Here is a 26281-nt window from a genome sequence, read left to right as displayed (position 1 = left end):
CGCCCGACGAGCCCCGATCGACGATGGAGGTCACCGAGATGACTGACGGCACTGACGACATCCCCTCGTCCGCGTTGACGGAGCTTGCCCGAGCGCACGGCATCGCGACCGAGTACGACTCGTTCTTCGGCGAACAGGTGACGGTGCCCGCGACGACCCTTCGCACGATCCTCAGCGCGATGGGTGTGGCGGCCGGCGACGCCGAGAGCGTCGAAACCGCGCTCGGCGAGGTCGAAGCAGCGCCTTGGCGGCGAATCGTGCCGCCCTCGACCGTCGTGCGAGCGGGATCGGGGGAGCTGGCGCTGCACGTCGCCGACGGTCACGACGTCGAGGTCGTGATCGTGCTCGAGGACGGGTCGATCCGGCCGGTCGCCATCCCCGCGCAGCAGCCCGTGGCCCGCACGGTCGACGGCGCGACCCGTTGGCGTGTGCGGGTGCCGGTGCCGAGCGACGTGCCCCTGGGCTGGCATACCGTCAACGCGCGGCAGTCCGGGCCCACCGACGACGTCATCGAGACCGGCGCGCTCATCGTCACCCCGCAGCGGCTCACCCCTCCACCGGCGGGGACGGGCGAGCGCTCGTGGGGACTGATGGCGCAGCTCTACTCGGTGCGGTCGCGGCGGTCGTGGGGCCTCGGCGATTTCGCCGACCTCGCCGACCTCGCCGCCGTGGCGGGCGAGTCGGGGGCGGACTACCTCCTCATCAACCCGGTGCACGCGGCCGAGGTCACCGAGCCGATCGAGCCCTCGCCCTATCTGCCGTCGTCGCGTCGCTTCCTCGCACCGTTGTACGTGCGTCCGGAGCTCATTCCGGAAGCGGCATACCTGACCGACCCCGACCGCACGCGCTTCGAGCAGCTGCACGCCGAGGTCGCGGCATCCAATACGAATGCATCCCGACTCGATCGCGACGCGGTCTGGGCCGCCAAGCGCGAAGCGCTGGAGATGCTCTTCGCCGTCGAAGCGACGCCCGCGCGGCGGGCCGGGTTCGACGCTTTCGTCCGTCGCGAGGGGCGCGCGCTCGCCGACTTCGCCCTCTGGTGCGCCCTGCGCGAGCACGAGGCTGCGGGCAACGACCCGCTTCCGGCGGGTACGGCGATCGACGACCCCGCCGTCACCGAACTGCGGGAGCGCCTCGCCGACCGGATCGAGTTCCACAGCTGGCTGCAGTGGAACGTGGACGACCAGCTCGCCGATGCCGCGCGGGCGGCGGCCGCCGCCGGCATGCGGATCGGCATCATGCACGACCTCGCGGTCGGGGTGTCGACCGAAGGATCGGATGCCTGGTCGATGCGGGCTCTCTACGCTCCCGGCGTCGTCGTGGGCGCGCCGCCCGACATGTACAACCAGCAGGGCCAGTCGTGGAACCAGCCGCCGTGGCTTCCGAGTGCGCTCGCCGAGACCGCCTACGCCCCGCTGCGCGACATGGTGCGCGGGCTGCTGCGACATGCCGGGGCGCTGCGTATCGACCACATCCTGGGCTTCTTCCGGCTGTGGTGGATCCCCGAGGGCAGCGGGCCGGGGGAGGGGACGTACGTGCGGTACGACCACGAGGCCATGATCGGCGTCCTGGCCCTGGAGGCCGAGCGCGCGGGCGCGGTGATCATCGGCGAAGACCTGGGGCTGGTCGAGCCGTGGGTGCGCGACTACCTGGGCGAACGCGGCATCCTCGGTACGTCGGTGCTGTGGTTCGAGCGGGACGAGGACGGCGGGCCGCTGCCGCCCGAGAGGTACCGTACCGACGTGCTCGCGACGGTGAATACGCACGACCTGCCGCCGACGGCCGGATACCTCGACGGCGAGCACGTCGCGCTGCGGGCGCGCCTGCAGCTGCTCACGCGCTCGGTCGAGGACGAGTGGGCCGACTTCGAGGCCGAGCGCGATCGCATGCTCGGGGTGCTGCGGTCGCGAGGCTTGATCGACGACGACGCGAGCGAGCAGGAGGTCATCGAAGCGCTGCACGTGTTCCTGGCAGCCTCACCCTCGCGCCTGCTCGGCGTGTCGCTCGTCGACGCCGTGGGCGAGAAGCGCGTGCAGAACCAGCCCGGAACGGATGACGAGTACCCGAACTGGCAGGTGCCCCTCGCGGACTCGGACCGGCGCGCGGTGCTGCTCGACGACCTCGCGAAGTCGCCGCGGTTCCGCTCACTCGTCGACGCCGTGGAGCGGAGCCTGCGCCGCGAGGAGTGATCGCGGTATCACGATCCAGGCCTCGGCTGCCTTGTCAAGCCGCTACTGCCGGGCCCCCCGGTCACGCCTACGGTCGAACGGTCGGACGAGAGGAGACGCCATGGACGCGACTGCGCCGCTCACGAAGGCCAAATACCCCCGGTCGCTGATCGCCGGACCCTATGGGCATCCGTTCCACGCGATCGCGATCATCCTGCCCATCGGGGCCTGGGTGTCGGCGTCGGTGTTCGACGTGCTCTTCCTCGCCGCGGACGACGGCTCGGCCTTCGCCCTCGGCGCGCGCATCCTCGTCGCCGTCGGCCTGCTCGGCGCGGTCGTGGCTGCCATCCTCGGTCTCATCGACTGGAGCTCGATCCCGAAGGGGACCGCGGCGCGCGCGACCGGGTCGACCCACATGGTGCTGAACTTCATCGCGATGGCGATCTACACCGGGAGCTTGGTGCTGCGCCTCGACACCGACGTGGTGCCCACGCTCGCGATGATCGCCAGCTTCGTCGGGCTCGCGCTGCTGTCGGTGTCGGGATGGCTCGGCGGCAAGCTCGCCCACACCTACGGGGTGCGCGTCGCGACCGAGACGACCCAGGCCGAGGGCCTCGAGCCCCTGCCCTGAGCGCGCGCCGCTCCGCACGAACCCCATGACGACTCGCGAAGGAGACACGATGACCGACCAGGAGACGCGACCGGACAAGCGGCCGCTCACCCCGCTGGCGGGTCCGTACGGACACCCCTTCCACCCGATCGCGGTCACCATCCCCATCGGGGCGTGGATCGCCAGCTTCGTGTTCGACATCATCGGCCTGATCGTCGCCGATCCGACGCCGTACGCGGTCGGATCGCGTGTGCTCATCGGCATCGGCCTGGTCGGCAGCGTGCTCGCGATCGGCCTCGGCATCCTCGACTACATGAAGATCCCGGATCGCACGCGGTCGTCGAGCACCGCGACCATGCACATGGGCCTGAACTTCGTCGTGTGCGGCGCCTACCTGTTCCAGCTCTTCCTGCGCACCTCGACCGACGACATCCCGATCACCGGTGTCATCTTCAGCGCCGTGAGCCTGCTGGTCCTCAGCCTCTCGGGATGGCTCGGCGGCAAGCTCGCATACCGCTACGGCGTCCGCGTGGCGCACGAGTCGAAGCAGGCCGAGGGGTACGTGCTGCGTCGCGCGCGGCGCTGACACGGACTCCGGTCGTCACGACCACCCGCTAGCATCCTCGGCATGAGTGAGGACGCCGGCGCCGCGCCGGCATTCCGCGGGCTCAACGCGGAGCGGACCAAGACGTTCGTCGACGCCGTCGTCGCGATCGCGATGACGCTGCTGGTGCTGCCGCTGATGGACAGCGTCGGCGACAGCGCCGCACGCGACCACACCACCGCCGAGTGGCTGGTGGGTCAGCGCGATCAGCTGCAGAGCTTTCTCATCAGCTTCGTGCTCATCGCGATGTTCTGGATGCTGCACCACCGCCTGTTCGTCGCGATCGAACGCATCTCGATCGCGCTGCTGTGGATCACCGTGGCGTGGATGCTCACGATCGTGTGGATGCCGGTCGTGACCGCCCTCACCGGTCAGGTCGACGACGACCCGCTGCAGAAGGTGCTCTATATCGGCAGCCTCATCGCCACCACGGCGATGCTGCTCGCCACGCGCATCCATCTCGTCCGGCATCCGGAGCTGCACACGTCGTCGCGGGCCGATCTGCGCGTCGGCATGTCGATCGACGTGTCGATGATCGTCCTGTTCGCGCTCGCCCTCGTCATCGCGATCACCGTTCCTGCGATCGGCTACCTCGGCCTGTTCGTCATGTTTCTGACCGGCCTCGTGCAGCGCGGCGTGAGCCGGCTCCTGCACTGACGGGGTGCCGTCTCCCGTCAGCGCATCGCCGCGACGAGGCCGCCGATGAACGCGACGATCGGTCCGATGAGCGTCGCGCCGATGATGACGGCCACAACCACGATCGCCGGCCACGGGATGCCGCGCCGCAGCCGCTGACCGGGAGCCGCGACGCCGGGCGGGGGTCGCAGCGGGCCGGACGGGGGCGCGACCGGGAGAGCGGGTGAGGGGCTCGTGGGCGCGGCGGGCGCCGCCGGCGCCGAGGCGTTCACGGATGCCGGTGCCCCGAGTCGGTCGTCACGCCAGCGCTCCCACTGCGCGAGCTTGTCGATCATCGCCCCGACCGCACCGAACAGCCACGACCAGGTCGCGGGGTCGAGCGTCGAGAAATCGCGCTTGCCGTAGAAGAAGAGCCAGTCGTCGACGATCTCGACATCCAGTGCGGCGGCGTTGTCGACGAAGCGCGCCATGATGTCGGGCGTGAACAGGTACAGCGCGTCGCGCTCGTACCCGCGCGGGCAGTACAGGCGGAAGTAGCGGTCGAAGTCGCCCTCGAGGCTCAGGTGCTGGTCGCGGTCGAACGCCACCGGCAGGTTCGAGCCGAACAGGCCGTTGTTGCCGACGGCATCCAGCACGATGTGGGGCAGCGGCGTCGACAGGTGCACCGCGACGTAGCCCCACGTGTGCGTCTGCTGGTTCTTGCCCGACCCGGTCGTGTACCGGTAGTTCGCGAACTCGACGAAGCGCGGTCGGTCGCCCCGGACGAGGTTGGATGCCATCCGGCTCGAGCCTTGCGAGAAGATCATGCCGGGCAACGGCGGCTGCGGACGCTGGGGCTCGAAGCTCATGCCGTTGGCCCGCGCGAACCGGTCGAGCCGGTACCAGACGGCGGCTTGCGCAGCGCGCTGCCGGCGGACGAAGAACGGGATGAGCGCGGCGAGTGCAATGAGGATGACGAGGGGGAGGACGGTCGTCAGCGACAGCACGGCGCCGGTTCCGGATCGGGTCCCCGCGGCGAGGACGATCCCGCCGATCACTGCGGTGAGGACACCCCCGAACACCAGCACCACGAAGACGATGACGACGATCGCGATGACCACCCCGGCGGTGCCCGACCCGCCGGGGAGCCGGCCGCTGTCGGCCAGCTGCTTCCGGAACGCACGCGCGGTGGCGGGCGACACCGGCTCGAGGAGGGGGCGGGGATCGAACGGAACACTCATCGATTGACCTCGTCTGCGCCCCAGGACAGGCATGCGTCGGCCGGCAGGGGCAGGGCTTCGAGCTCAGGGGAGCGGCAGATCGCGTCGACGAGCTGCCGCGAGCCGCCGACGATGGTGGAGTCGAAGTCGACCTCCGAGACCATCACCCAGGCGCGATCGGCGGGCCAGAGCAGGCTCGGGCTCTGCGCCGATGGGGCGAAGCCCATCGCCTCGGCGGGGTGGTCGCGCCACGGCATCCGCATCCGCCAGTCGTCGACGGCGAACTCGGCCACGTCGCCGCGGAAGAGCACGAACGCGCGCTCGGGGAAGTCGAGGCGGGGACCCTCGGAGACCTCGCGCGAGAGGATGCCCTCCTGCCAGGCGGGCTTGCGGAAGACGTTGTTGAAGCGGTCGGAAAGCGACGATCCGAGCATCCGGTTGTGTCGAGCCAGGTCGGCGTCCGCGGGGTCACCTGCCTGGAAGAAGGTCCGCGAGGGATGGCGTCCGAGATGGCCGAGCAGACCGCCCCGGCCCTCCCACAGGCCGGCGACCACGTCATCGGGTGCCGAGGTGTTCTCGCTCAGCACGCGGACGAGGGAGGGCAGCAGCTGCGGATCGAGTTCGCCCGCCATGGGAGCGCCGAACCAGCGGCCGTCGGGCGAGGTCATCTGGTTAGCGCCGTATTCGGGCGAGCGCACGAGCGCGTCCCACTGCGCAAGCGGATGGAGCGTCGTCCCGAACGCGGCGGCGGTCTCGGCCCACGTGGCGGGATCGGTGACGAGGTCGGCCGTCAGCTCCTGCGACTGCTGCCACGACATCCCGACCCACTCGTCGGACGGGGGAAGCGGCGCGCCGCTCGTGCGGGACTGGACGGATGCCGGATGCAGGATCCGCGCGTACGACTCGAACCCCCGCGGCACCACGTCATGGAACGTCCCGCGCCAGGGGTCGTCGACCCGTTCACGCAGCCAATCGCCGACCGAGACGTCCGCCGTCCACTCCATGCGCCCACGCTATCGGGGACGGGTCGGCGGGGGGACGTGCGATCAGGTAAGCTGTTGTGGTTGTCCGACCTCGGTCGGGCACGTGCTACACACCCTCCTGCTTCCGGGAAATGCCCGGGAGCCGTTCTAGTCCGAAGGAGGTGGGTCAGTGACGCACACGTACCAGTACGAGCTCATGGTGATTCTCCAGCCCGAGATCGATGAGCGTCAGGTTGCTCCCAACCTTGACAAGTTCCTCAAGGTCATCACGAATGACGGCGGAACCATCGAGAACGTCGACATCTGGGGCCGTCGCCGCCTGGCGTACGAGATCCAGAAGAAGAACGAAGGCATCTACGCCGTCGTCAACTTCACCGCGACGAGCGAGACCACGCAGGAGCTCGACCGCCAGCTCAAGCTGAGCGAGTCGATCATGCGCACCAAGGTCCTGCGCGCCGAGGAGGCCATCGCACAGGTCGCCGCCGAGAAGGCGCGCTCCGAGGCGAAGGCCGCCCGCAAGGCTGCTGCCCCCGCGAAGGCTGCGAAGGCCTAAGGCACATGGCCGGCGAGACCGTCATCACCGTCGTGGGCAACCTCACGGCAGACCCCGAGCTGCGTTACACGCAGAACGGCCTGCCGGTGGCGAACTTCACGATCGCCTCGACTCCTCGCACCTTCGACCGCCAGGCGAACGAGTGGAAGGACGGCGAAGCGCTGTTCCTCCGCGCGTCCGTGTGGCGCGACTTCGCCGAGCACGTGGCGGGTTCGCTGACCAAGGGCATGCGGGTCGTCGCGACCGGCCGCCTGCGTCAGCGCTCCTACCAGGACCGTGAGGGCCAGAACCGCACCGCGATCGAGCTGGAGGTCGACGAGATCGGCCCCTCGCTGCGCTACGCGACCGCACAGGTCACGCGCGCGGCATCCGGCTCCGGTGGCGGTGGCGGCGGCAACTTCGGCGGCGGTCAGCAGTCGCGCCCGCAGCAGCAGGTGCAGGAGGAGCCGTGGGCGACCCCGGGTTCTTCCGCACCGGATGCGTGGAGCGCACCGGGAACCGGCGGCGCCTCCTACGGCGACGACACCCCGTTCTGAATCGGATTCCGGGTGCTGCTCGCAGCGGCATCCGATCATCACTCTCGTAAGGAAAAACAATGGCTGGAAAGGCAACCGGCGACCGCCGCAAGCCGCGGAAGGGCGCGAAGAACGCGGCCCCCGCGAAGGCGATCCGCGTCGGCGTCATCGACTACAAGGACGTTTCGACGCTCCGCAAGTTCATCTCGGAGCGTGGGAAGATCCGCGCCCGTCGTATCACCGGTGTCTCGGTGCAGGAGCAGCGTCTGATCGCCAAGGCGATCAAGAACGCGCGCGAAATGGCGCTCCTGCCTTACGCCGGCGCTGGCCGGTAAGGAGCACCGACATGGCAAAGCTGATTCTCACGAACGAGGTCGCCGGGCTCGGAAGCGCCGGTGACGTCATCGAGGTCAAGAACGGGTACGCCCGCAACTACCTCATCCCCCAGGGCTTCGCTGTGGCCTGGACCCGCGGTGGCGAGAAGCAGGTGGCGTCCATCCGCGCCGCTCGTGACGCCCGCGCGATCCACGACCACGAAGAGGCTGTGGCGCTCAAGAACAACCTCGAGTCGAACAAGGTCAAGCTGTCGGTCAAGGCCGGCGCCGAAGGCCGTCTGTTCGGTGCGGTCAAGCCCGCCGACGTGGCTGACGCCGTCAAGACTGCTGGTCTGGGCGACCTCGACAAGCGCAAGATCCACATCACCTCGCCGATCAAGGCCGTGGGCGAGCACGAGGCGACCATTCGCCTGCGTGACGACCTCACCGCCGTGATCACCCTGCAGGTGGTCGCCGCCAAGTAATACCTGGCGCACGAGTACGGATGCCGCGGACCTTCGGGTTCGCGGCATCCGTCGTTTCTGGGTGGTGCGGGTGCGTGACCAGCGGGCAGGCCGGAGCGGATGCCGCAGACCCGAGGGCCTGCGACATCCGCGATTCCGGTTGGCGATGCCCCTCGGTTCAAACCGTCGTGCGGCGGCGGAGTGCCACGAGGACCATGCCGCTGAGCACCAGGGCCAGCGCGCCGAGGCCGAGAGCCGTCGACAGCTCACCGCCGGTCTTGGCGAGCATCAGCGGTCGGTCCGTCGAGCCGGCGGCCGGGGCCGCGACGACGCTCGCAATGTCGCCGCGGACGGCGGTCGCTGCGGGGTTGCCCGTCGAGACGGCCGGCGTGGTGCCCGGCGTGCTCGTCGCCGGCGTGGTGCCGGGGTTGGTGCCGGGGTTGGTGCCCGGTGTGGTGCCGGGGTTCGTGCCCGGGTTGGTTCCGGGGTTCGTGCCGGGGTTGGTGCCGGGGTTCGTGCCCGGAGTGGTGCCGGGGTTGGTCCCGGGCGTCGTGCCGGGGGTGGTCCCGGTGTTGGCGTCGCCGATGACGGTGACGGCCGTGCCGCCCACCGAGATCGGCGCCGTGATGGGGAGCACGATCTGGGTGCCGCTGCCGATACCGCCCGAGCCGCCGGTCACCGGGGCCGTGGTGCCGCCCGTGGTGCCGGTGTTACCGGTGTTGCCGGCGGTGGTGGTGTCGCTGGTGGCGTCGCCGATGATGGAGACGGCGGTGCCGTCGAGGTTGATCGGTGCCGTGATGGGTGCGATGACCTGGGTGCCGGATCCGATGCCGTCGGTGCCGTCGGTGGTCGGTGCGTCGGTGGTGCCGCCCGTGCTGCCGGTGGTGGTGTTGCCGCCGGTGGTGGTGTCGCTGTTGGCGTCGCCGATGACCGAGACGGCGGTGCCGCTGAGGTCGATCGGTGCGGTCACGGGTGCGATGACCTGGGTCCCGCTGCCAATGCCGTCGTTGCCGTCAGTCGTCGGTGCGCCGGTGTTGCCGCCCGTGCTGCCGGTGTTGCCGCCGGTGGTGGTGTCGCTGGTGGCGTCACCGATCACGGAGACGGCGGTGCCGCTCACGTCGATCGGGGCCGTCACCGGTGCGATGACCTGGGTCCCGCTGCCAATGCCATCGGTGCCGTCGGTCGTCGGTGCGGTGGTGCCGCCCGTGCTGCCGGTGGTGGTGTTGCCCCCGGTGGTGGTGTCGCTGTTGGCGTCGCCGATCACGGAGACGGCGGTGCCGCTGAGGTCGATCGGTGCCGTCACGGGTGCGATGACCTGGGTCCCGCTGCCAATGCCGTCGGCGCCGCCGGTCGTCGGTGCGGTGGTGCCGCCCGTGCTGCCGGTGGTGGTGTTGCCGCCGGTGGTGGTGTCGCTGTTGGCGTCGCCGATGACCGATACGGCGGTGCCGTCGAGGTTGATCGGTGCCGTGATGGGTGCGATGACCTGGGTGCCGGATCCGATGCCGTCGGTGCCGTCGGTCGTCGGTGCGGTGGTGCCGCCCGTGGTGCCGGTGGTGGTGTTGCCGCCGGTGGTGGTGTCGCTGTTGGCGTCACCGATCACGGAGACGGCGGTGCCGCTGAGGTCGATCGGGGCCGTCACGGGTGCGATGACCTGGGTCCCGCTGCTGATGCCATCGGTGCCGTCGGTCGTCGGTGCGGTGGTGCCGCCGGTGCTGCCCGTGCTGCCGGTGCCGGTGCTGGTGCCGCCGGTGGTGGTGTCGCTGTTGGCGTCGCCGATGACCGAGACGGCGGTGCCGTCGAGGTCGATCGGTGCCGTCACCGGAGCGACGACCTGCGTGCCGGACAGGAGTCCGTCGTTGCCGTTAGTCGTTGGTGCGGTGGTGCCGCCCGTGGTGTCGGTGCTGGTGTTGCCGCCGATGGTGGTGTCGCTGTTGGCGTCACCCATCACGGAGACGGCGGTGCCGTCGAGGTCGATCGGTGCCGTCACCGGAGCGACGACCTGCGTGCCCGAGACGACACCGTCCGAGCCGTCCGTCGCCGGAGCGGCGTGTGCCGGTGCCGGTGCAGGCTGCGCGGGTGCCGGGGCGGGCGCGCTGTCGGTCGACGAGTTGCTGTCGCCGATGACCGAGACCGAGGTCCCCGAGACGGTGACGGGCACCGACACGTCGATGATCGCTTGCGAGCCCGAACCGACGCCGTCGGCGCCGCTGGTGGAGCCGCTCTGCGCCGGCGCGGGAGCCGGTGCGCTGGAGCCCGAGGTCGAGCTGTCGGCATCGCCGATCACGGCGATCGAGGTTCCCTCGACGGTGACGGGAGCATCGACGGAGACGATGCCTTGGGTGCCCGAGAGCAGCCCGTCCTCTCCGGTGGTGTCGGCCGCGTGGGCGACCGATGCGCCGAGGATCGTGATCCCCCCGGCGAGGAGCGTGCCCCAGACGGCACGCGAGACGGTGGTGTTCATGATTGTTCTCTCCTTGAGAATGACGAATGAATGGCGCTGAGCGCCGGGGGTCATGCCGCGCGTGCGCGGCCGACCATCCGTCAGTCGGGAGAGACGTCGGTGGGGAAGACGGGCGAGATCGGGCCCGTCGCGTTCGTCAGGCGGCCGCTGCGACCGGCGACCAGGAACGCCCCACCCGCGAGGGCGAAGAGCGCGCCGGCGATGCCGCCCGCTGCGCCAGCGGCGCCCGCGGAAGACGATCCGGGGCCGCCCGATGCCGGCAGTCCCGAGGACGCGGCAGAGCCTGGCAGAAGCGCGTTCTGCACGACCGCGGACCCCACCGAGGGGAGTGCCTCGGTGAGGGAGGAGAACACGGCAATGGGCAGGCTGGCGCTGGCGGCGGCGAAGACGGGTGCGAGCGCGTCGACAGGAGCAGCAGTGGCCTGCCGTGCGAGGCCCGCCGCGGTGGATCCGAGGGCGTCACCGTCCGCAACGACGGCGGTTCCCGGAAGCGTGATACCGGCGGCGGCGGGCAGCTCGATCGGCAGGCCGGGGATCGCGGGAACCGTGACGCCGGGGACAACGGCATCCGTGATCGGGGCGATGACGGGCGACAGGGCGTCGGTGATCGGGGTGAGCACCGAGCCGATCGGGGCGACGGCGCCGCCGATGACGCCAAGAACCGGAGCGAGAGCGGGCCCTGCGGCATCCGTTGCGGGGGTGAGCGCACGAGTGAGCGGGACGACCGCTTGCGTGACCGGAGCGACCGCCTCCGCGGCGGGCGTGGCGAGCGGAGCGGCGACTTCGGCGACGGTTTCGGCCACCGGGGCGACGTGCTGGACGACCGGCTCGGCGACGTGCTCGACGACCCGTTCGACCACGGGGGCCGCGACGGGCGCGGCCGGCTGGACGACGGGCTCGGCCACGTGCTGGACGACGGGCTCAGCCACGTGCTGGACGGGCGGTGCCGCCCGCTGAACGGTCGTCTGCACGGTGGGGGCGACGGCCTCGACGACGTGTTCGACCGTATCGGTCACGGGCGAGACGATCCCGTCGAGGGGCCCCGGGATGCCCTCGGCTGCGTGACTGGCCGGCGCGAGCGCGAGGGAGAGGGCGGTCCAGGCGAAGGCGAGGCCGACGCCGGTGCCGAGAACGGGCACCCAACGGCGCGTTCGCGTGCGCTTGTTCATGACCGACGTTCACCTCCCCGAAAGCGTCGTCGTCGTTCGCACGGAGTGAGTCCCGTGCCTGCGGGTACTGCTTGGCGCAGAACCATACTCCCGTCCCCCGGGGCTGTCTACGGGCCTTCGGCACAGTGCTTCGCGCATCGGATCTCCCGCCGCGCGAGAGGCTGCGGACTCGACTTGACAACACCGCTGTTTTACACAAGTGAGTCCCCAGATGAACAACCTTCAAGCGATGGTTCAAACACGATCTTCATCCACAGGCTGGGGAAACTGAAATAGCCGATCAGAGGGCTAAAAAAAGTGTGAACCTCGCAGAGATTCCGGCGTTTTCCACAGGACTTGTACACAACGCGGGCGGCGTTTCCCGCATCCTGTCCACAGAGTTATCCACAGGCAAGTTTGCGGCTGTCGGTGGCCATCCATACCGTGTACTGCGGCTCGGAGGCAGGCCAGGATGCGGGGGTGCGGATGTCGATCGCGGATATCGCTGACGACAGGCTCGGCGGGCGACGAGAGCCCGACCGGACCCCACCGCACGACCTCCTCGCCGAGCAGAGCACGCTGGGCGGAATGCTGCTGTCGAAGGATGCCGTCGCCGACGTCATCGAGACGCTGCGCGGCACCGACTTCTACGTCCCCAAGCACGAGCTCATCTACGAGGCGCTGCTGTCGCTGTACTCGCACGGCGAGCCGACCGACGTCGTCGCCGTCACCGACGAGCTGATCAAGAACGGCGAGCTGCAGCGCGCCGGCGGTGCGGACTACCTGCACACGCTGACCTCGATCGTGCCGACCGCGGCGAACGCCGGCTACTACGCGTCGATCGTCAACGAGCGCGCGCTGCTGCGTCGTCTGGTCGAGGCCGGCACGCGCATCGTGCAGATGGGCTACAACGGCCAGGGCGACGCGGTCGACCTCGTCAACAACGCGCAGGCCGAGATCTACTCCGTCACCGGCGCCGAGAAGGCCGAAGACTACGTCCCCCTCGAGGTCGCCGTCACCGCCGCCATCGACGACATCGAGGCCGCGCGCGGGCGAGACGGTCAGATGACCGGCATCCCGACGGGCTTCTCGGGTCTCGACCAGCTGACGAACGGCCTGCACCCCGGTCAGATGATCGTGGTCGCGGCGCGACCCGCGATGGGTAAGTCGACGCTCGCGCTCGACTTCGCGCGTGCGGCCGCGATCAAGAACGACGCACCGACGATCTTCTTCTCCCTCGAGATGGGGCGCAGCGAGATCGCGATGCGCCTCATGAGCGCCGAGGGCGCCGTGCCGCTGCAGTCGATGCGCAAGGGAACGCTCGACTCACGCGACTGGACCACCGTCGCCGCAACGCGCGGCCGCATCAACGATGCACCGCTCTACATCGACGACAGCCCGAACATGACGCTCGTCGAGATCCGCGCGAAGTGCCGGCGGCTGAAGCAGCGCGTCGGGCTCAAGATGGTCGTCATCGACTACCTGCAGCTGATGACGAGCGGCAAGCGGGTCGAGTCGCGTCAGCAGGAGGTCTCGGAGTTCTCGCGTGCCCTGAAGCTGCTCGCGAAGGAGCTGCAGGTGCCCGTCATCGCGCTGTCGCAGCTGAACCGTGGCGCCGAGCAGCGCGCCGACAAGAAGCCGGCGATCAGCGACCTGCGTGAATCGGGCTCGATCGAGCAGGATGCTGACATCGTCATCCTGCTGCACCGTGAGGCGGCCTACGAGAAGGACAGCCCCCGCGCGGGCGAAGCCGACCTGATCGTCGCGAAGCACCGTAACGGTCCCACCGACACCGTGACGGTGGCGTTCCAGGGACACTTCTCACGCTTCACGGACATGGCCGTGGGGATGGACTGAGCGGTCAGCCGTCGGCCGTTATGATCCAGTGCGCGGTTTTCGCGCATCCGCCCTCGGCCTGTCTGGAGCCCGATGCCGTTCCGCAGTAAAGAAACGCTCGAGCACTGGGTGGACGAGTTCCATGCGCAGCGCGGATCGGGCGACCTGATCAGAGTTCTCATCCAGGACGGTTCCGCGGGTTCCGACACCGGTCTGGTCGTCGTGCCGCTCGCGAATTCCTCCGTCTCGGTCTTCATGGAGCCGATCGAGATCGGCGATGCGCGGTGGCGTATCACGATCGAGCCGCAGCCGGACTTCACCATCCTCAGCAGCTTCCAGATGCACGCGCTCGCCGCCGAGTTCACGGTTGCCGCCGAGCTCTGCGCCTTCCTCGAGGCGAAGTCGATCGGTCACGAGGAAGACGACCTCGACGAATCGTGAGCACCACCCACCGTGGTGCCCGCTGGCGAGAGCGCAGTCGGCTGGTGCGGATGCTGCGCCTGTGGCGTACCCGTAACCCGACGACGTTCCGCGAGAAGGTGCGCTACAAGATGCTGCGCGATCGCCGCAGCCTGATCGTCACGTTCGCCGACAAGGCCGCCGTGCGTGAGCATGTCGCGGCCGTGATCGGCGAGCGGTACCTGCCCCGGGCGTACGCGATCGTCGATGAACCGCGGGATCTGCTGGAGCTGGACTGGCCCGAGGCCTATGTGGTGAAGCCGACGCACGGGAGCGGCGCGGCGATCGTCGTCTCCGCGGCGGCGCCCGCTGACGCCCGGCTACCCGAGGCCCGGTGGGGATGGGTGTACCGGCACGTGCGCCCCGAGTCCGCGCATCCGCACGAGGTCGTGGCGATCGCCGAGGGTTGGGTCGAGAAGCTCTACGGGCAGGGCCCGAACCGTGAATGGGTCTACGGACAGGTGCCACGACGCGTCATCGTCGAGGAGTTCCTGGTGGGCGCCGACGGCGGCATCCCGGATGACTACAAGTTCTTTGTCTTCCACGGGCGATGCCACTTCGTCCAGGTCGACGGCGGGCGCTTCGGCGGCCGCACGCAGGACTTCTTCCGCCCCGACTGGACGCGGATCCCGATGAGCGGCGGCCCGCCGTGGGCCGACCCGGAGCGCGCCCGTCCCGACCATCTCGACGAGATGATCCGCGTCGCCCAGAAGCTGGGTGAGGGCGCGGACTTCGTCCGCGTCGATCTGTACGACGTCGACGGCCGCGTCGTGTTCGGCGAGCTGACGAGCTTCCCCGCCGGGGGTGACAGCCCGTTCGATCCCGAGTCGTTCAACACGGAGTTCGGGCGCCCCTGGACCGTGCCGCGTCGATACCGCTGACGCTGCCGCGTCACCTGCACTCCGAGGTGTGCGCTCATCCGCGGTCCGCTGTCAAGCCGCTGAGCGATTCCACCCCTCGCGCCCTACCGTCGGCGGAATGAGTAAGACAGACACCCCTGCGCCATCCCGCCTGCGTCGGGGGATCGGTGGACCGCTGCTGTTCGCGTTCATCCTGGGCGACGTCCTGGGGGCCGGCGTCTACGCGTTGATGGGGGTGCTGTCGGAGCGCGTCGGCGGGATGCTGTGGGCGCCGCTGCTCGCGGCCCTCGTGCTCGCGATGCTCACCGCCGGGTCGTACGCCGAGCTGGTGACGAAGTACCCCCGCGCCGGCGGTGCCGCGGTCTTCGCGGAGCGTGCGTTCAAGAACAAGCTCGTGTCGTTCCTCGTCGGCTTTTGCATGCTGGCCGCGGGCGTGGTGAGCGCGGCGGGCCTGTCGATCGCGTTCGCGGGTCAGTACCTGCAGACATTCGTCGAGGTTCCCGTCGTGCCGGTGGCCATCGTGTTCCTCGCCGTGCTCGCGGCGCTCAACGCCCGCGGCATCCGGGAATCGATGGGTGCGAACTTCGTGATGACCGCGATCGAGGTCTCGGGACTGGTGATCGTCGTCGTGGTGGTCGGCTTCCTCCTCGCCGGGGGCGGCGGAGACGTGTCGCGCGTCATGGAGGTGCCCCAGGGCACCGGAGTCGCGTCGGCCGTGCTGGCGGGTGCGATCATCGCCTATTACTCGTTCGTGGGCTTCGAGACCTCGGCCAACATGATCGAAGAGGTCAAGGAACCGTCGAAGATGTACCCCCGTGCGCTCTTCGCGGCGCTGGGCGCGGCCGGCGTCGTGTACGTGCTGGTGGGCCTCGCGAGCAGCATCGCGTTGCCTCCCGAGGAGCTGTCGAGCTCGAGCGGACCTCTCCTGGCCGTCGTCGAGGCGAGCGGCGTCGCCGTGCCGTCGTGGCTGTTCAGCCTCATCGCTCTCATCGCGGTGGCCAACGGCGCACTGCTGACGATGATCATGGCCAGCCGCCTCACCTACGGCATGGCCGAGCAGGGGCTGCTGCCGAAGGCGCTGTCTCGGGTGCTGCCGCGTCGGCGCACGCCGTGGGTCGCGATCCTCGCCACGACGCTCGTCGCGATGCTGCTGACCCTGGTCGGTGACCTCGCGCTGCTGGCCGAGACGGTCGTGCTGCTGCTGCTCTTCGTGTTCCTCAGCGCGAACGTGTCGGTGCTCGTGCTGCGCCGCGACCGGGTGGAGCACGATCACTTCCGCGTGTGGACGTTCGTGCCTGTCCTCGGCATCGCGTCGTGCCTGCTGCTGCTGAGCCAGCAGACCCTGCGCGTCTGGATCTTCGGCGCGATCCTCATCGCCGTCGGCGTCGTGCTGTACTTCGTGGCCCGCTGGGCGCGTCGTCGGGGCGAACGCGCGGTGTGATCGTCTCGGTCGGGGACCGCTCAGTCGGGGACCGCTCAGGCGGGATGCCGCTTGAGCAGCTTCGACGCGACGATCATCGCCCCGCCCAGTACAGCGGGGATGCCGCCGCCGGGATGCACCGAGGCGCCGACCCGCCAGAGCCAGGGCGTCCGCGGGTCGTGCTGCGCGGGTCGGTGCAGCGGGCCGCTCATCCACAGCGGTCGCGACGCACCGTAGAGCGCCCCGTGCGGTTCGCCGAACGAGCCGAAGTACCGCGGGTCGAGCACCGTCGTCTCGGTCATGCCGTCGGTCAGGGGTGCGTCCAGCCCCATCACACTCGAGATGCGCTCGATCTCGCGCCTCACGAAGGGGTGGTCGAGCGAGTAGCCGTGACCGTCCGCGGGGCTCGTGAGCAGCACGGCGAGCGTGCTGCGGTCGTTCGGATAGATCTCGCGCGCACGGTAGTGGTTGACGAACGCCATCGTGTCGGCGGGCTCGTCGCCGGCGGCGAGGCTGCGGTGCAGGGCGTCGGGTCTGGTGGGCAGGATGACGCTGTGCGCGGCGATCCGCTCGGGCAACGGCTCGTCGAGCACGCCGTAGATCGCGACGGCCGAGCACGACAGCGACGGCGATCCGAGCGCTCGCCGACGCCGGCCGAGCAGGCCGTCCAGCCGCGACGCGTCGAGCCCGCTGACGACGACATCCGCCTCGTGCGACCCTCGCTCGGTCGTGACCCGTCCGCGCTCGATGCGCGTGACGCGCTCGCCGGTGCGGATCTCGACGCCGGCGGCATCCGCCATTCGCTGCAGCGCGAGCACGATCTCGAAGACGCCGCCGCGGGGCACCCATACTCCGTCAGCCGCCATGATCGCCGGCATGCTCGCGTACAGCGCGGGCGTGCGAGCGGGCGAGACCCCGGCGTTGAGGGTGTGGATCGCGATGATCTCGCGCAGCCCCTCGGGCATCCAGGTGAGGCTGTCGAGGTACGCGCGGGTGCTGAGCCGCCGACCGTAGACGGCGAGCAACCGCTGCAACGCGGGCAGGGAGGCGCGGTCGAGCGGGTCGGCTACGAGCAGCGATGCGACGTCGCCGGCGAGCGGCGCGTGCAGGTCGCTGAAGCGCTGCCACGCGGGGTGCCAGGGATGCCCCTCCGGCACCGGCAGCGAGACCTCTTCGCCGCGGTAGTAGTAGCGGCCGACTTCGTCGAGGCGGACGAGGTCGAGCCGACCGGAATCCGTGCCCGCGTTCGTGCCCGCACTCAGGCGGCGCAGCAGCTCGTCCCAGACGGCCGGGAAGGTGACGAGCGACGGGCCGGTGTCGATGCGTTCGCCGTCGAGTTCGATGCGCCGACTCTTGCCGCCGACGGTCTCGCCCGCTTCGAGCAGCGTCACGCGGTGGCCGGCATGGGCGAGCAGGGCGGATGCCGCGAGCCCGCCGAGGCCCGCTCCGACGACGACGATGCGGCTCACGGGTAGATCCCCAGGAACATGGCCGCCAGCAGCAGTCCGCTCGCGACCGATCCCGCGATGTAGGGAAACGCGACCGAGAGGGGGTAGAGCTTGCGGCCGGTGGCGGGCGCCGGGCGCAGCAGCATCCAGACGACCAGGGTGCCGGCGAGGGCGAGGTTGACGAGTGCGACAGGAACGCTGATCAGCGCGAACAGCACGGTCGAGACGAGCCACCACGCCCCGCTCCACAAAGCGGTGCCGCGGGGACCGAGCAGCACGGCGGTCGTGGTGATGCCCGCTTCGCGGTCTTCGTCGATGTCCTGCACGGCGTCGTAGGCGTGCTTCGCGACGCTCCATGCGAGCAGGCCGATGACGGCGGGCCAGACGGGCGGTGCCTCGAGGGCGACGGGCAGGATCAGCAGCGGCAGACCGTAGGCGGCGTTGCTCAGCGAGTCGAGGAATGGACGCGCCTTGAACCGCAGGGGCGGGGCCGAGTAGAAGACGAACACGCCCGCGTAGAGCAGGATCAGCGCGACGGCGGGCAGGGGCAGCGCGATGACGAAGTAGACGAGGAAGGGGATGTTGGTGATCGCGACGGCCCATGCGATGAGCTTCACCTCGCGCGGCTCGATCCGCGCCCCCTCGATCGACCCCTTGCGCGGGTTGAGCGCGTCGGTCTCCTGGTCGAAGATGTCGTTCACGCCGTAGATCAGCAGGTTGAAGGGAAGCGTCAGCCAGACCAGAAGCGGGATCGCGGCGACGTCGATCAGCTGACCGGTCAGCCACATGCCGAGCGCCCCGGTGCCGATCGTGTTGATCCACAGCACCGGCCGCGAGATGTGGACGAGGCGCGCGACGGTCGATGTCTGACGAGTGATGGCGGCGCTCCTCGGTTCGGGTGTCGTCACTATCTCACCATCGGCCGGATGGTCGTGAATCCGCCGTCGACCGGGACGACCTGGCCGGTGATGCGCGATGCTCCCGGCGAGAGCAGCCAGTCCATGACCGCGGCGACCTCGTCGGCGGACTGCACGCCGCCGAGCGGGTACTGCTTCTCGGCGCTCTCGCGCAGCATCGGAGCCGCGAGCATCGTCGCGGTGAGCGGGGTGTCGGTCATGCCGGGAGCGACGGCGTTCACGCGGATGCCGCGGGCGGCGTAGGTCGCGGCGGCGCTGCGCACGAGCGCCTCGACACCGCCTTTCGCCGCGGCGATCACCTCGTGGTTGGCGACGCCGACGCGGGCGACGACGGAACTCGCGAAGACGGCGGCGCCCGGGGCCTTGCCCGTCGCGTCGAGCCAGGCCCGCAGCATCCACAGGCTGCTCTCGAGGTTGACGCGCAGCACCACGAGCGCGTCGTCGGTCTTCGTGCGGTGCAGCGGCGTGATCAGGGTGCTGCCGACCGCGTGGGCGAGCATCGCGGGCGCGGCACCCAGTTCGGCGCGGCACACGTCGAGAGCTCTCGCCGCCCCGTCGGGCGTGGTGACGTCCGCCCCAATGTGCGCGTCGGCGGACACGTCGGCAAGCGCCGCCGCGTCGCGGCCCACCGCCGCCACGCGCAGGCCGCGGGCGCGCAGCCGTGCGACGAGCGCCCGCCCCACGCCGCCACGGGCACCGGTGACGAGGGCGATGTCGTTCTCGGCCGCGTTGTTCTGAGTCATCGGGTTCCCTTCGGTGCGGCGACGTCGCCCCGCCGGATGGCGTCGGCACGGTCGCGGATCGCGGTGATCTCGTCGTCGTCGAGGCGACCGAGGTTCTTCACCTGCAGCGCCATGCGGCGGTTCTCGGCGAGAGGCTGCTCGTGACGGATGAGGTAGTCCCAGTACAGGGTCGTGAAGGGGCAGGCATCGTCGCCGGTCCGTTTCGCCGGGTCGAACGGGCACGTCTTGCAGTACGGGCTCATGCGGTCGATGTACTTGCCCGATGCGGCGTAGGGCTTGCTGCCCATGAGCCCGCCGTCGGCGTACTGGCTCATGCCGAGCGTGTTCGGCAGCTCGGCCCATTCGACCGCGTCGACGTAGACCGCGAGGTACCAGGCGTGCACCTCGCGCGGGTCGACGCCGAGCAGCATGGCGTAGAGCCCCGTGACCATGAGGCGCTGGATGTGGTGGGCGTAACCGTTCTCGAGGGTGGTGTCGATGGCATCCTTCAGGCATGCCATCGGGGTGTCGCCGGTCCAGTACCAGTCAGGCAGCGGCTCGAACGCCTCGAACGCGTTGCGCTGCAGGTACCCGGGCATCTGCGTCCAGTAGACGCCGCGGACGTACTCGCGCCAGCCGAGGATCTGCCGAATGAACCCCTCGACCGCCGCTAGCGGTGCCCGCTCCGCCCGGTAGGCCGCTTCGGCGGCCACGACGACCTCGCGCGGATGCAGCAGCTTGAGGTTCATCGACGACGACAGGTGCGCGTGCCAGAGCCAGGGCTCGCCCGGCCACATCGCGTCCTGTGCGTCACCGAAGCCCGGCAGCCGCTCGTCGATGAAGAGCTCGAGCGCCTCGAGCGCCTGCGCGCGGGTGACGGGCCACGCGAACGTATCGAGCGAGCCGGGGTGCTCGGCGAGCTCCCGCTCGACGAGCGCGAGCACGTCGCGGGTGATGTCGTCGGGCGGAAAGGTCGCGCGCGGTGGCACGAGCCCGGGACCCTGTTTCGGGAACGCCTTGCGGTTGTCCGCGTCGTAGTTCCATCGGCCGCCGACGGGCTGGCCGCGGTCGGTCATGAGGACGCCGTGACGTTCACGCATCTCGCGGTAGAAGTACTCCATCCGCAGTGTCGCGCGGCCCGCGGCGTGCTCGGTGAACTCGGCGACCGTGCAGAAGAAGTGCCGGTCGACGCGGATGTCGAGCGGGATGCCGGCGGCATCCGCCGTCTGCTGCAGCGCTTCGCGCACGCGCCACTCGCCCGGTTCGGTCATGACGAGCCCCGCCGGCTGCAGCCGGGCCAGGTCCGCGGCGAGCTGATCGGCGAACGTGCCCCTGTTCTCTCGGTCGTCGAGCTCCATGTAGTGCACCGTGTGCCCGGCGCCGCGCTGGTCGGCGGCGAAGTGGCGCATCGCGGCGAGGAACACCGCGGTGCGCGGCTTCGTGCTCCAGACGTGCATCGACTCCTCGCCGACCTCGGCCATCCACACGGCGTCCTGCGCGGGGTCGAAGCCGTCGAAACCGCTCGCGTCGGCAGCGAGCTGGTCGCCCAGCACGATGACGAGGTTCCGGAGCACGGTGTCAGCGTAGGAACCGCATCCGACCTTCCCTATCGCTTGTGCGCCGGCCCGGGCTGCGCTAGCCGGCGAGGACGCCCGCGTCGGCGCGGACCAGCCCGCCGAGGAAGCGCGCGATCTCGCCGGGACCGGATGCCGGGGCCGCGGCCTCGACGTCGGGGTTGTAGTTCGTGTTGGTGTTGAGGTCGTAGGTGACGAGGCGGCCGTCGATCGTCTCGACGAACTCGATCCCGGCGATACGGATGCCGGCGCCGCGCAGGAAGTCGCGGTGCTGGACCACGAGCGGGTGGTCGGCGGTGATCTCCTCGCGACGCGCGAAGGGCGGGAAAGCGGGGGCGGCGGCGCCGGGGTCGACGACGCACGCGTCGGCCGGGCACAGCTCGAAGCTGCCGGCACTCGTGTCGACGCGCACGGCGTAGACGAACTCGCCGCCGACGTACTCGGCTCGCGTGACGAACGGCTCGCGCGCGAACAGGAACTCCTGGATGAGCGTGATGCCGTCCGGGGATGCCTCGAACGCGGGGCCGTCGACCCACGCGTCGAACTCCTCGTGCGTGTCCCACCGGCGCACCCCCAAGCCCTTGCCGCCCTGGTTGTGCTTGCTGATGAAGGGCACCGGGAACTCGCGCGCGCGGCGCTTCAGGTCACCCGTGCCGAAAACGGCCACGGTGCGCGGGACGTCCACGCCGGCGGCGCGGAGCGCGGCGTGCTGCGCGACCTTGCTGACCTCGAACTCCAGCACGTCGCTGCCCCCGATGACGGTCCGGCCCCACGACTCGAGCCAGCGCAGCACGGCGCGGCCGTACTCCTTCGACTCCGCGTGGTCGCGGGTGTGCGCCGACGCCGACAGTCGCGACCAGAAGACGCCCTGCGGCGGCTCGGCCGACAGGTCGATCGACCCGTCGGTGAGCAGCCACTGCTCGGCGGCGATGCCCTCCGCGGCGAAGGCCGACGCGAACGGCGCCCACCACTCCGGGTTCTCGTGGATCACGTACACCTGAGGCGAAGTCGACATCCCGTCAGGCTAAGCCGCTCGCGAGCGGGCGGGGGCCGCGTGACGGACCATGACACCCCGGGCGCCGTGCGGGCCTCGTCGGGTCCGTGACGTGTGAGGATCGACGGGTTCGGCCGCCATCGATGTCGAGAGGAAGCACGCATGCGTTTCGGTTACTGGACCCCCACCTACGGCGGCTGGCTGCGCAACGTCGCCGACGAGCGGACGCCCGCGACGTTCGCGCACATCGCGCGGATCGCCCGTGCCGCGGAGGACGGCGGGTTCGACGTGACGCTCGTGCCCGAGCTGAACCTCAACGACATCAAGGGCCACGCGGGCCCGGCTCTCGATGCCTGGGCGATCGCGACCGCGACCGCTGCCGTCACGTCGCGCATCGAGATCATGGCCGCCCTGCGCCCGAGCTATCACCCCGTCGCGCTCGCCGCGAAGCAGGCGGCGACGATCCAGGAGATCGCGCAGGGTCGATTCACCCTCAACGTCGTCTCGGCGTGGTGGGCTGAGGAGGCGCGGCAGTACGGCATCTCGTTCGCCGACCACGACGACCGGTACGCCCTGACCACGGAGTACGTCGACGTCCTGCGGGGGCTGTGGTCGCAGACGCCGTTCGATCACGAGGGCCGGCACTTCTCGTTCACCGGCACCCACCTCGAACCCAAGCCGGCGACCGCACCGCTCATCTACGCCGGGGGTGAGAGCGAGGCGGGCCGTGCCGCCATCGCCGGGTTCGCCGATGCCTACGTCACCCACGGGGGCACGGTCGACGAGCTCGCCACCAAGATCGCCGATATGCGCGCGCGGCGCGAGCGCACGGGGCAGCGGCCGTTCCAGCACTTCGGGATGGCGGCGTTCGCGATCGTCCGCGACACCGAGGAAGAGGCGCAGGCCGAGCTGGCGCGCATCACCGACGTGCGCTCGGGCGCGGCCTACGAGTCGTATCAGGACTTCGTGACGAAGTCGCAGCTCGACGTCGAGATCAGCCTGCGCGAGTACTCCGTCTCGAACCGGGGGCTGCGTCCCGAGCTCATCGGCACGCCCCAGCAGGTCGCCGACCGCATTCGCGCCTTCGAGGATGTCGGCGTCGACACGCTGCTGCTGCAGTTCTCGCCGGCGCTCGACGAGCTCGAGCGGTTCGCCGATCAGGTCATCCCGCTCGTGCGCTGAGCTCTCGCCGGGAAGGGTCGAGCCGGCCCGCCGCGCCGACCCGCCGCGTGGCGACGGATACTGGGACCATGCCCCGAGCCGACGCCACTCCGCCGCCGAAGACCTGCGCGTCGTGCGGGCGTGAGATGCAGTGGCGCGCGAAATGGGCGAAGAACTGGGACGAGGTCCGCTACTGCTCGGATGCCTGCCGGCGTCGCGGCATCCGCCCGGTCGATGCCCAGCTGACGCAGGCCATCCTCGATCTGCTCGACGCGCGGGCGGCGACCGCGACCATCTGCCCGTCCGAAGCGGCGCGGAGAGTCGGCGGCGAGGAGTGGCGCGACCTTTTGGAGCCGGCGCGGCGCGCGGCGCGACGTCTCGTCGCGGACGGCGAGGTCGAGATCACGCAGCGGGGCGCGGTCGTCGACCCCTCGACCGCCAAGGGACCGATCCGGATCCGGCGCCGGCAGGCCTAGCCCGCTGCCGGGTCTTCCGGGCGGTCGACGGCGTCGAAGTCGGCTTCACGGATTCGGGCGTGGATGCCGCACACGATGTCGACCACCTGCGAGATGTCGAAGTCGGTCGCGGCGCTGAGGTACGCGTAAGCGAGGTGCTCGTCCATGCCCCAGCGGGCGCTGATGAGGTCGATCGCCGCGCGGACGCATTTGCGCATCGCCTCGGCGAGGTCGACGTCGAGGCCGGTCGGGACGAGGAACTCGTCGGTGCGCACGAGGGGTCCGGCGACCGCGCCGAACTCGCGCAGCGCCTCGGCTCGGGGGACCACGTCGAAGCGCAGCGTCGCACGCAGCGACGCCTCGAGCGCCGTGAGCGCCACCTCGCCGTCGCCCTGCGCGAAGTGCGGGTCGCCGACGTAGGCCAGAGCGCCGGGCACCTGCACCGGAAGGTAGAGACGAGCACCTTCGGTGAGGAGGTTGATGTCGAGGTTGCCGCCGTGCGCGCCCGGAGGGACCGAGTGGGGGCGCTCGTTTCCGGCGACGGCGACCCCCATCGTGCCGAGGAACGGCGCGAGCGGGAACTCGACGACGCGGTCGCCGTCGTCGTTCAGGGGCAGCGTGCCCACGAGGCCTGACACGCGCTCCTCGACAGGAGTGAAGACGCTGACGGTGAGCGGTGTGCGGGGGAGGACCCCCACGAGCGCGCCGCGACCGTGACGGTTCGAGATCACGCCGTACGGGACGCGCGGAACGAGGCGTTCGACGGTGATGCGCAGCAGGTCGCCCGGTTGCGCGCCCTCGACGTGGATGGGACCGGTCACGATGTGGGGGCCGTCGTTCGCGGGATCGCGGGAGAGCGCCGCGGCGATCGCGACGGCGTCATCGAGCACCTGGCCGGGTTCGACCCCGTGGCGGCCGAAGTAGGCGCGGGGATCCTTGCCCTGGTCTTCCAGGACGCCCTCGTGGCTGACGGTGTCGATCGTCACGCTCGATCCCGACGCGATGGTCAGCACCGGCGCATCGGCTGCGCACGGCAGCCGGCCCCACATCACGGTGTCGGGACGTGCCGGCAGGTAGTGGTCTCCGGGCGTCTCGCCGACCCCGGGCTGCAGGATCGTCATGCGACGACCGGCTCGCGCCGGGCCGGGGTGAACAGCCGCCGGTGGCCGATCACCACGACGACGACGGTGAGGAGCGCCGCCAGCAGCAGCGGCACCCCCGGGCCGAACACCAGGAGGGCGGCTCCCGCGAGCGCGCCGAGGAAGATGAGGACGATCGCCCCGAGCCGCCGGTTCCAGAACCCGCGGATGCCGCCGTCGACGAGCGATTCGCTCGCGAGCGAGGTGAGCGTCGAGGTCACGACGACCGTGGTCATGTCGGCGACGGCGAGACTGCGCGCCACCGCCGCCTGCATGCCCATCGCTGCCGCCGTCAGCGTCGAGGCGGTGAGGATGAGGGCCTCGGAGTCGGCGGCATCCGGGATCAGAAACGCCACACCGAGCGCCGCGATCACCACCGCCCCGGCGATGAGCAGGCCCGTCACGGCGCCTCCCCACTCCTTGCGTCGTGTGCGCAGGAACAGCCCTGCCGCGAAGGCGGCGACGGTGAAGGCCGCGAGCGCGATCGCGGGACCGAGAATCGGCAGGTCGTCTCCGCCCGCGACCGCCATGCCGAGGATGACGATGTTGCCGGTCATGTTGCCGACGAACACCCGGTCGAGGGCGAGGTAGCCGACGGCGTCGACGACGCCGGTCACGAACGTGAGGATCATCAGAGTGGAGAGCGCGACTGCCTGCCGGGTCGACTCGGCGTCACGGGGTGTGCGGTTGCGGGCCACGGTCCACCTCTTCGTCGGCGGCCGCCGGTCGGCCGATCCGAGTCCGAGGGTAGCGGACGCGGCGGGATTGGTCGGACCAACCCGGCGTGCCTATCGCGCCGGGATCAGTCGTCGCCGGCGGCTGCGGCGGTGCCTCGGGCCCGCTCGATGATCTCGCGCACCTCGGCGAGGTGTATGCGCATGGCGTACTCGGCCGCGTCGGGATCGCGCGCCACGAGGGCGGCGAGGATGCGGGCGTGACCCTCATGCGAGAGGCGGCGACCGTCGTCGTCGAGGTGCGAGAACACGCGGGCTTCGACCGTCCACGACGCGGTGAGATCGCCGAGGGCGGCGAGCAACGGGTTGGCGGTGGCCTGCGCGATGGCGGTGTGGAAGGCGACATCCAGGCCGGCGGAGCCTTCCGCGGCCCCGGCGGCGATGCTGGCACCCGCTTCGTCGACGAGGGCGCGAAGTGCGGCCAGTTGCGCGTCGTCGACGCGCGTCGCGGCGAGGCGCACGAGTTGCGGCTCGATGACGGCGCGGAACTCCGCCGAGTTGCGGAACTCGGCCTCGACGTCCTGCATGCGGCCGGCAAGAGTCGCGGCGAGCGGGATCGTGCGGCTGACGCGGTTGCCGCTGCCCTGACGGCGTTCGATGAGGCCGATGCCTGCGAGTCGGGTGAGTGCCTCGCGCAGCGCGTTGCGCGACACCCCGAGCGTCTGCGCGAGCGTGCGCTCGGGGGGCAGTGCAGCCCCCGCGGGCAGGTCGCCGGTCACGATGAGCCGCTCGAGGTGACGCGCGACGTCATCGGCGACGAGGGCGTGGGTGCGAGGGAGGGGGCCCAGGGCCACCCCGGCGGGATCGGTCACGTCGGCCAGTCTTCCACGGAGAGGTCGCTGTTGTTCCGAGCGTGTTACAGACGACATCCCGATGTAAAAGGCGCGTTACGGTCCTACCAATTTAG

26 protein-coding genes are annotated in these 26281 nt (G+C 70.4%); 14 read left to right on the top strand and 12 right to left on the bottom strand.

Annotated features, from left to right (window positions below):
- Positions 1–38 precede the first annotated feature (38 nt).
- The 4 genes from malQ (at position 39) to JOF37_RS09255 (ending at position 4039) form a co-directional block, all read left to right on the top strand.
- Positions 39–2189, top strand: a complete 2151-nt coding sequence (gene malQ / locus JOF37_RS09270) for a 4-alpha-glucanotransferase (protein WP_210006554.1) — start codon at positions 39–41, stop codon at positions 2187–2189.
- Positions 2190–2289: 100 nt separating this feature from the next.
- Positions 2290–2799: a DUF2231 domain-containing protein gene (locus tag JOF37_RS09265; RefSeq protein ID WP_210006553.1), complete on the top strand. Its 510-nt coding sequence runs from the start codon at positions 2290–2292 to the stop codon at positions 2797–2799.
- A 49-nt stretch (positions 2800–2848) separates the two neighbouring features.
- The gene (locus JOF37_RS09260) at positions 2849–3364 is read left to right on the top strand and encodes a DUF2231 domain-containing protein (RefSeq protein ID WP_210006552.1); all 516 of its coding nucleotides are present in this window, start codon (positions 2849–2851) and stop codon (positions 3362–3364) included.
- Between the two features lie 42 nt (positions 3365–3406).
- A complete protein-coding gene (locus JOF37_RS09255) occupies positions 3407–4039 on the top strand; it encodes a TMEM175 family protein (protein ID WP_210006551.1) in 633 nt (210 codons plus the stop codon).
- A gap of 17 nt (positions 4040–4056) precedes the next feature.
- On the opposite strand, the gene JOF37_RS09250 is transcribed toward JOF37_RS09255, so the two are convergent.
- Both JOF37_RS09250 and JOF37_RS09245 read right to left on the bottom strand, forming a co-directional pair.
- The gene (locus JOF37_RS09250; protein WP_245338139.1) at positions 4057–5238 is read right to left on the bottom strand and encodes a hypothetical protein; all 1182 of its coding nucleotides are present in this window, start codon (positions 5236–5238) and stop codon (positions 4057–4059) included.
- Positions 5235–6221 carry a hypothetical protein gene (locus JOF37_RS09245; protein ID WP_210006549.1) on the bottom strand — a complete coding sequence of 329 codons (987 nt, stop codon included), beginning with the start codon at positions 6219–6221 and terminating at the stop codon, positions 5235–5237. Before JOF37_RS09245 ends, JOF37_RS09250 begins: the two co-directional genes overlap by 4 nt.
- Before the next feature lie 175 nt (positions 6222–6396).
- Here JOF37_RS09245 and rpsF point away from each other — a divergent pair, with 175 nt between their 5' ends.
- From rpsF to rplI, 4 genes are read left to right on the top strand one after another with little or no spacing between them, the layout of a single operon-like run.
- Positions 6397–6753: a 30S ribosomal protein S6 gene (gene rpsF / locus JOF37_RS09240; protein ID WP_210007747.1), complete on the top strand. Its 357-nt coding sequence runs from the start codon at positions 6397–6399 to the stop codon at positions 6751–6753.
- A 5-nt stretch (positions 6754–6758) separates the two neighbouring features.
- Positions 6759–7289 carry a single-stranded DNA-binding protein gene (locus JOF37_RS09235; protein ID WP_210006548.1) on the top strand — a complete coding sequence of 177 codons (531 nt, stop codon included), beginning with the start codon at positions 6759–6761 and terminating at the stop codon, positions 7287–7289.
- A 59-nt stretch (positions 7290–7348) separates the two neighbouring features.
- Positions 7349–7603 carry a 30S ribosomal protein S18 gene (gene rpsR / locus JOF37_RS09230; RefSeq protein WP_023953545.1) on the top strand — a complete coding sequence of 85 codons (255 nt, stop codon included), beginning with the start codon at positions 7349–7351 and terminating at the stop codon, positions 7601–7603.
- Positions 7604–7614: 11 nt separating this feature from the next.
- On the top strand, positions 7615–8067 hold the full coding sequence (gene rplI / locus JOF37_RS09225; RefSeq protein WP_023953547.1) for a 50S ribosomal protein L9: 453 nt from the start codon (positions 7615–7617) through the stop codon (positions 8065–8067).
- A 157-nt stretch (positions 8068–8224) separates the two neighbouring features.
- Here rplI and JOF37_RS09220 read toward each other — a convergent pair whose 3' ends face one another.
- Both JOF37_RS09220 and JOF37_RS09215 read right to left on the bottom strand, forming a co-directional pair.
- On the bottom strand, positions 8225–10507 hold the full coding sequence (locus JOF37_RS09220; protein WP_210006547.1) for a beta strand repeat-containing protein: 2283 nt from the start codon (positions 10505–10507) through the stop codon (positions 8225–8227).
- A gap of 80 nt (positions 10508–10587) precedes the next feature.
- Positions 10588–11676, bottom strand: a complete 1089-nt coding sequence (locus tag JOF37_RS09215) for a hypothetical protein (protein WP_210006546.1) — start codon at positions 11674–11676, stop codon at positions 10588–10590.
- A 465-nt stretch (positions 11677–12141) separates the two neighbouring features.
- Between JOF37_RS09215 and dnaB the strand changes: the two genes are divergently transcribed.
- The 4 genes from dnaB to JOF37_RS09195 all read left to right on the top strand — a co-directional run bounded on the left by dnaB (position 12142) and on the right by JOF37_RS09195 (position 16251).
- Complete coding sequence (gene dnaB / locus JOF37_RS09210; RefSeq protein ID WP_210007746.1) at positions 12142–13512, top strand: replicative DNA helicase; 1371 nt, start codon at positions 12142–12144, stop codon at positions 13510–13512.
- Positions 13513–13620: 108 nt separating this feature from the next.
- Positions 13621–13932, top strand: coding sequence for a hypothetical protein (locus tag JOF37_RS09205; protein WP_307803458.1), 312 nt, complete (start codon positions 13621–13623; stop codon positions 13930–13932).
- Positions 13929–14831: an ATP-grasp fold amidoligase family protein gene (locus tag JOF37_RS09200; RefSeq protein ID WP_271175017.1), complete on the top strand. Its 903-nt coding sequence runs from the start codon at positions 13929–13931 to the stop codon at positions 14829–14831. Before JOF37_RS09205 ends, JOF37_RS09200 begins: the two co-directional genes overlap by 4 nt.
- A gap of 97 nt (positions 14832–14928) precedes the next feature.
- Entirely contained in the window at positions 14929–16251 is a 1323-nt protein-coding gene (locus JOF37_RS09195) for an APC family permease (protein WP_210006544.1), read from the top strand.
- A 35-nt stretch (positions 16252–16286) separates the two neighbouring features.
- On the opposite strand, the gene JOF37_RS09190 is transcribed toward JOF37_RS09195, so the two are convergent.
- The 5 genes from JOF37_RS09190 to JOF37_RS09170 all read right to left on the bottom strand — a co-directional run bounded on the left by JOF37_RS09190 (position 16287) and on the right by JOF37_RS09170 (position 21906).
- On the bottom strand, positions 16287–17699 hold the full coding sequence (locus JOF37_RS09190; RefSeq protein WP_210006543.1) for a phytoene desaturase family protein: 1413 nt from the start codon (positions 17697–17699) through the stop codon (positions 16287–16289).
- On the bottom strand, positions 17696–18586 hold the full coding sequence (locus tag JOF37_RS09185) for a UbiA family prenyltransferase (protein WP_210006542.1): 891 nt from the start codon (positions 18584–18586) through the stop codon (positions 17696–17698). Before JOF37_RS09185 ends, JOF37_RS09190 begins: the two co-directional genes overlap by 4 nt.
- Entirely contained in the window at positions 18586–19338 is a 753-nt protein-coding gene (locus tag JOF37_RS09180) for an SDR family NAD(P)-dependent oxidoreductase (RefSeq protein WP_210006541.1), read from the bottom strand. The genes JOF37_RS09185 and JOF37_RS09180 overlap by 1 nt, the downstream gene beginning before the upstream one ends.
- Positions 19335–20891 carry a cryptochrome/photolyase family protein gene (locus JOF37_RS09175; RefSeq protein WP_210006540.1) on the bottom strand — a complete coding sequence of 519 codons (1557 nt, stop codon included), beginning with the start codon at positions 20889–20891 and terminating at the stop codon, positions 19335–19337. Before JOF37_RS09175 ends, JOF37_RS09180 begins: the two co-directional genes overlap by 4 nt.
- A 61-nt stretch (positions 20892–20952) precedes the next feature.
- Positions 20953–21906: an ATP-grasp domain-containing protein gene (locus JOF37_RS09170; protein WP_210006539.1), complete on the bottom strand. Its 954-nt coding sequence runs from the start codon at positions 21904–21906 to the stop codon at positions 20953–20955.
- Positions 21907–22047: 141 nt separating this feature from the next.
- On the opposite strand from JOF37_RS09170, the gene JOF37_RS09165 reads away from it, so the two are divergent.
- Both JOF37_RS09165 and JOF37_RS09160 read left to right on the top strand, forming a co-directional pair.
- Positions 22048–23067, top strand: a complete 1020-nt coding sequence (locus tag JOF37_RS09165) for an LLM class flavin-dependent oxidoreductase (protein WP_210006538.1) — start codon at positions 22048–22050, stop codon at positions 23065–23067.
- A 68-nt stretch (positions 23068–23135) separates the two neighbouring features.
- Positions 23136–23522, top strand: a complete 387-nt coding sequence (locus JOF37_RS09160) for a DUF2256 and DUF3253 domain-containing protein (RefSeq protein ID WP_210006537.1) — start codon at positions 23136–23138, stop codon at positions 23520–23522.
- On the opposite strand, the gene JOF37_RS09155 is transcribed toward JOF37_RS09160, so the two are convergent.
- The 3 genes from JOF37_RS09155 to JOF37_RS09145 form a co-directional block, all read right to left on the bottom strand.
- Positions 23519–24622, bottom strand: a complete 1104-nt coding sequence (locus tag JOF37_RS09155) for an acetamidase/formamidase family protein (protein WP_210006536.1) — start codon at positions 24620–24622, stop codon at positions 23519–23521. The two genes, JOF37_RS09160 and JOF37_RS09155, sit on opposite strands and share 4 nt — an antisense overlap.
- The gene (locus JOF37_RS09150) at positions 24619–25338 is read right to left on the bottom strand and encodes a YoaK family protein (RefSeq protein WP_271175016.1); all 720 of its coding nucleotides are present in this window, start codon (positions 25336–25338) and stop codon (positions 24619–24621) included. Before JOF37_RS09150 ends, JOF37_RS09155 begins: the two co-directional genes overlap by 4 nt.
- Before the next feature lie 104 nt (positions 25339–25442).
- Positions 25443–26186, bottom strand: coding sequence for a FadR/GntR family transcriptional regulator (locus JOF37_RS09145; RefSeq protein WP_210006535.1), 744 nt, complete (start codon positions 26184–26186; stop codon positions 25443–25445).
- Between the last annotated feature and the right edge of the window lie 95 nt (positions 26187–26281).

It is taken from the genome of Microbacterium imperiale (assembly GCF_017876655.1).
Lineage (GTDB): Bacteria > Actinomycetota > Actinomycetes > Actinomycetales > Microbacteriaceae > Microbacterium > Microbacterium imperiale.
This window is presented reverse-complemented; position numbering and strand designations above follow the sequence as displayed.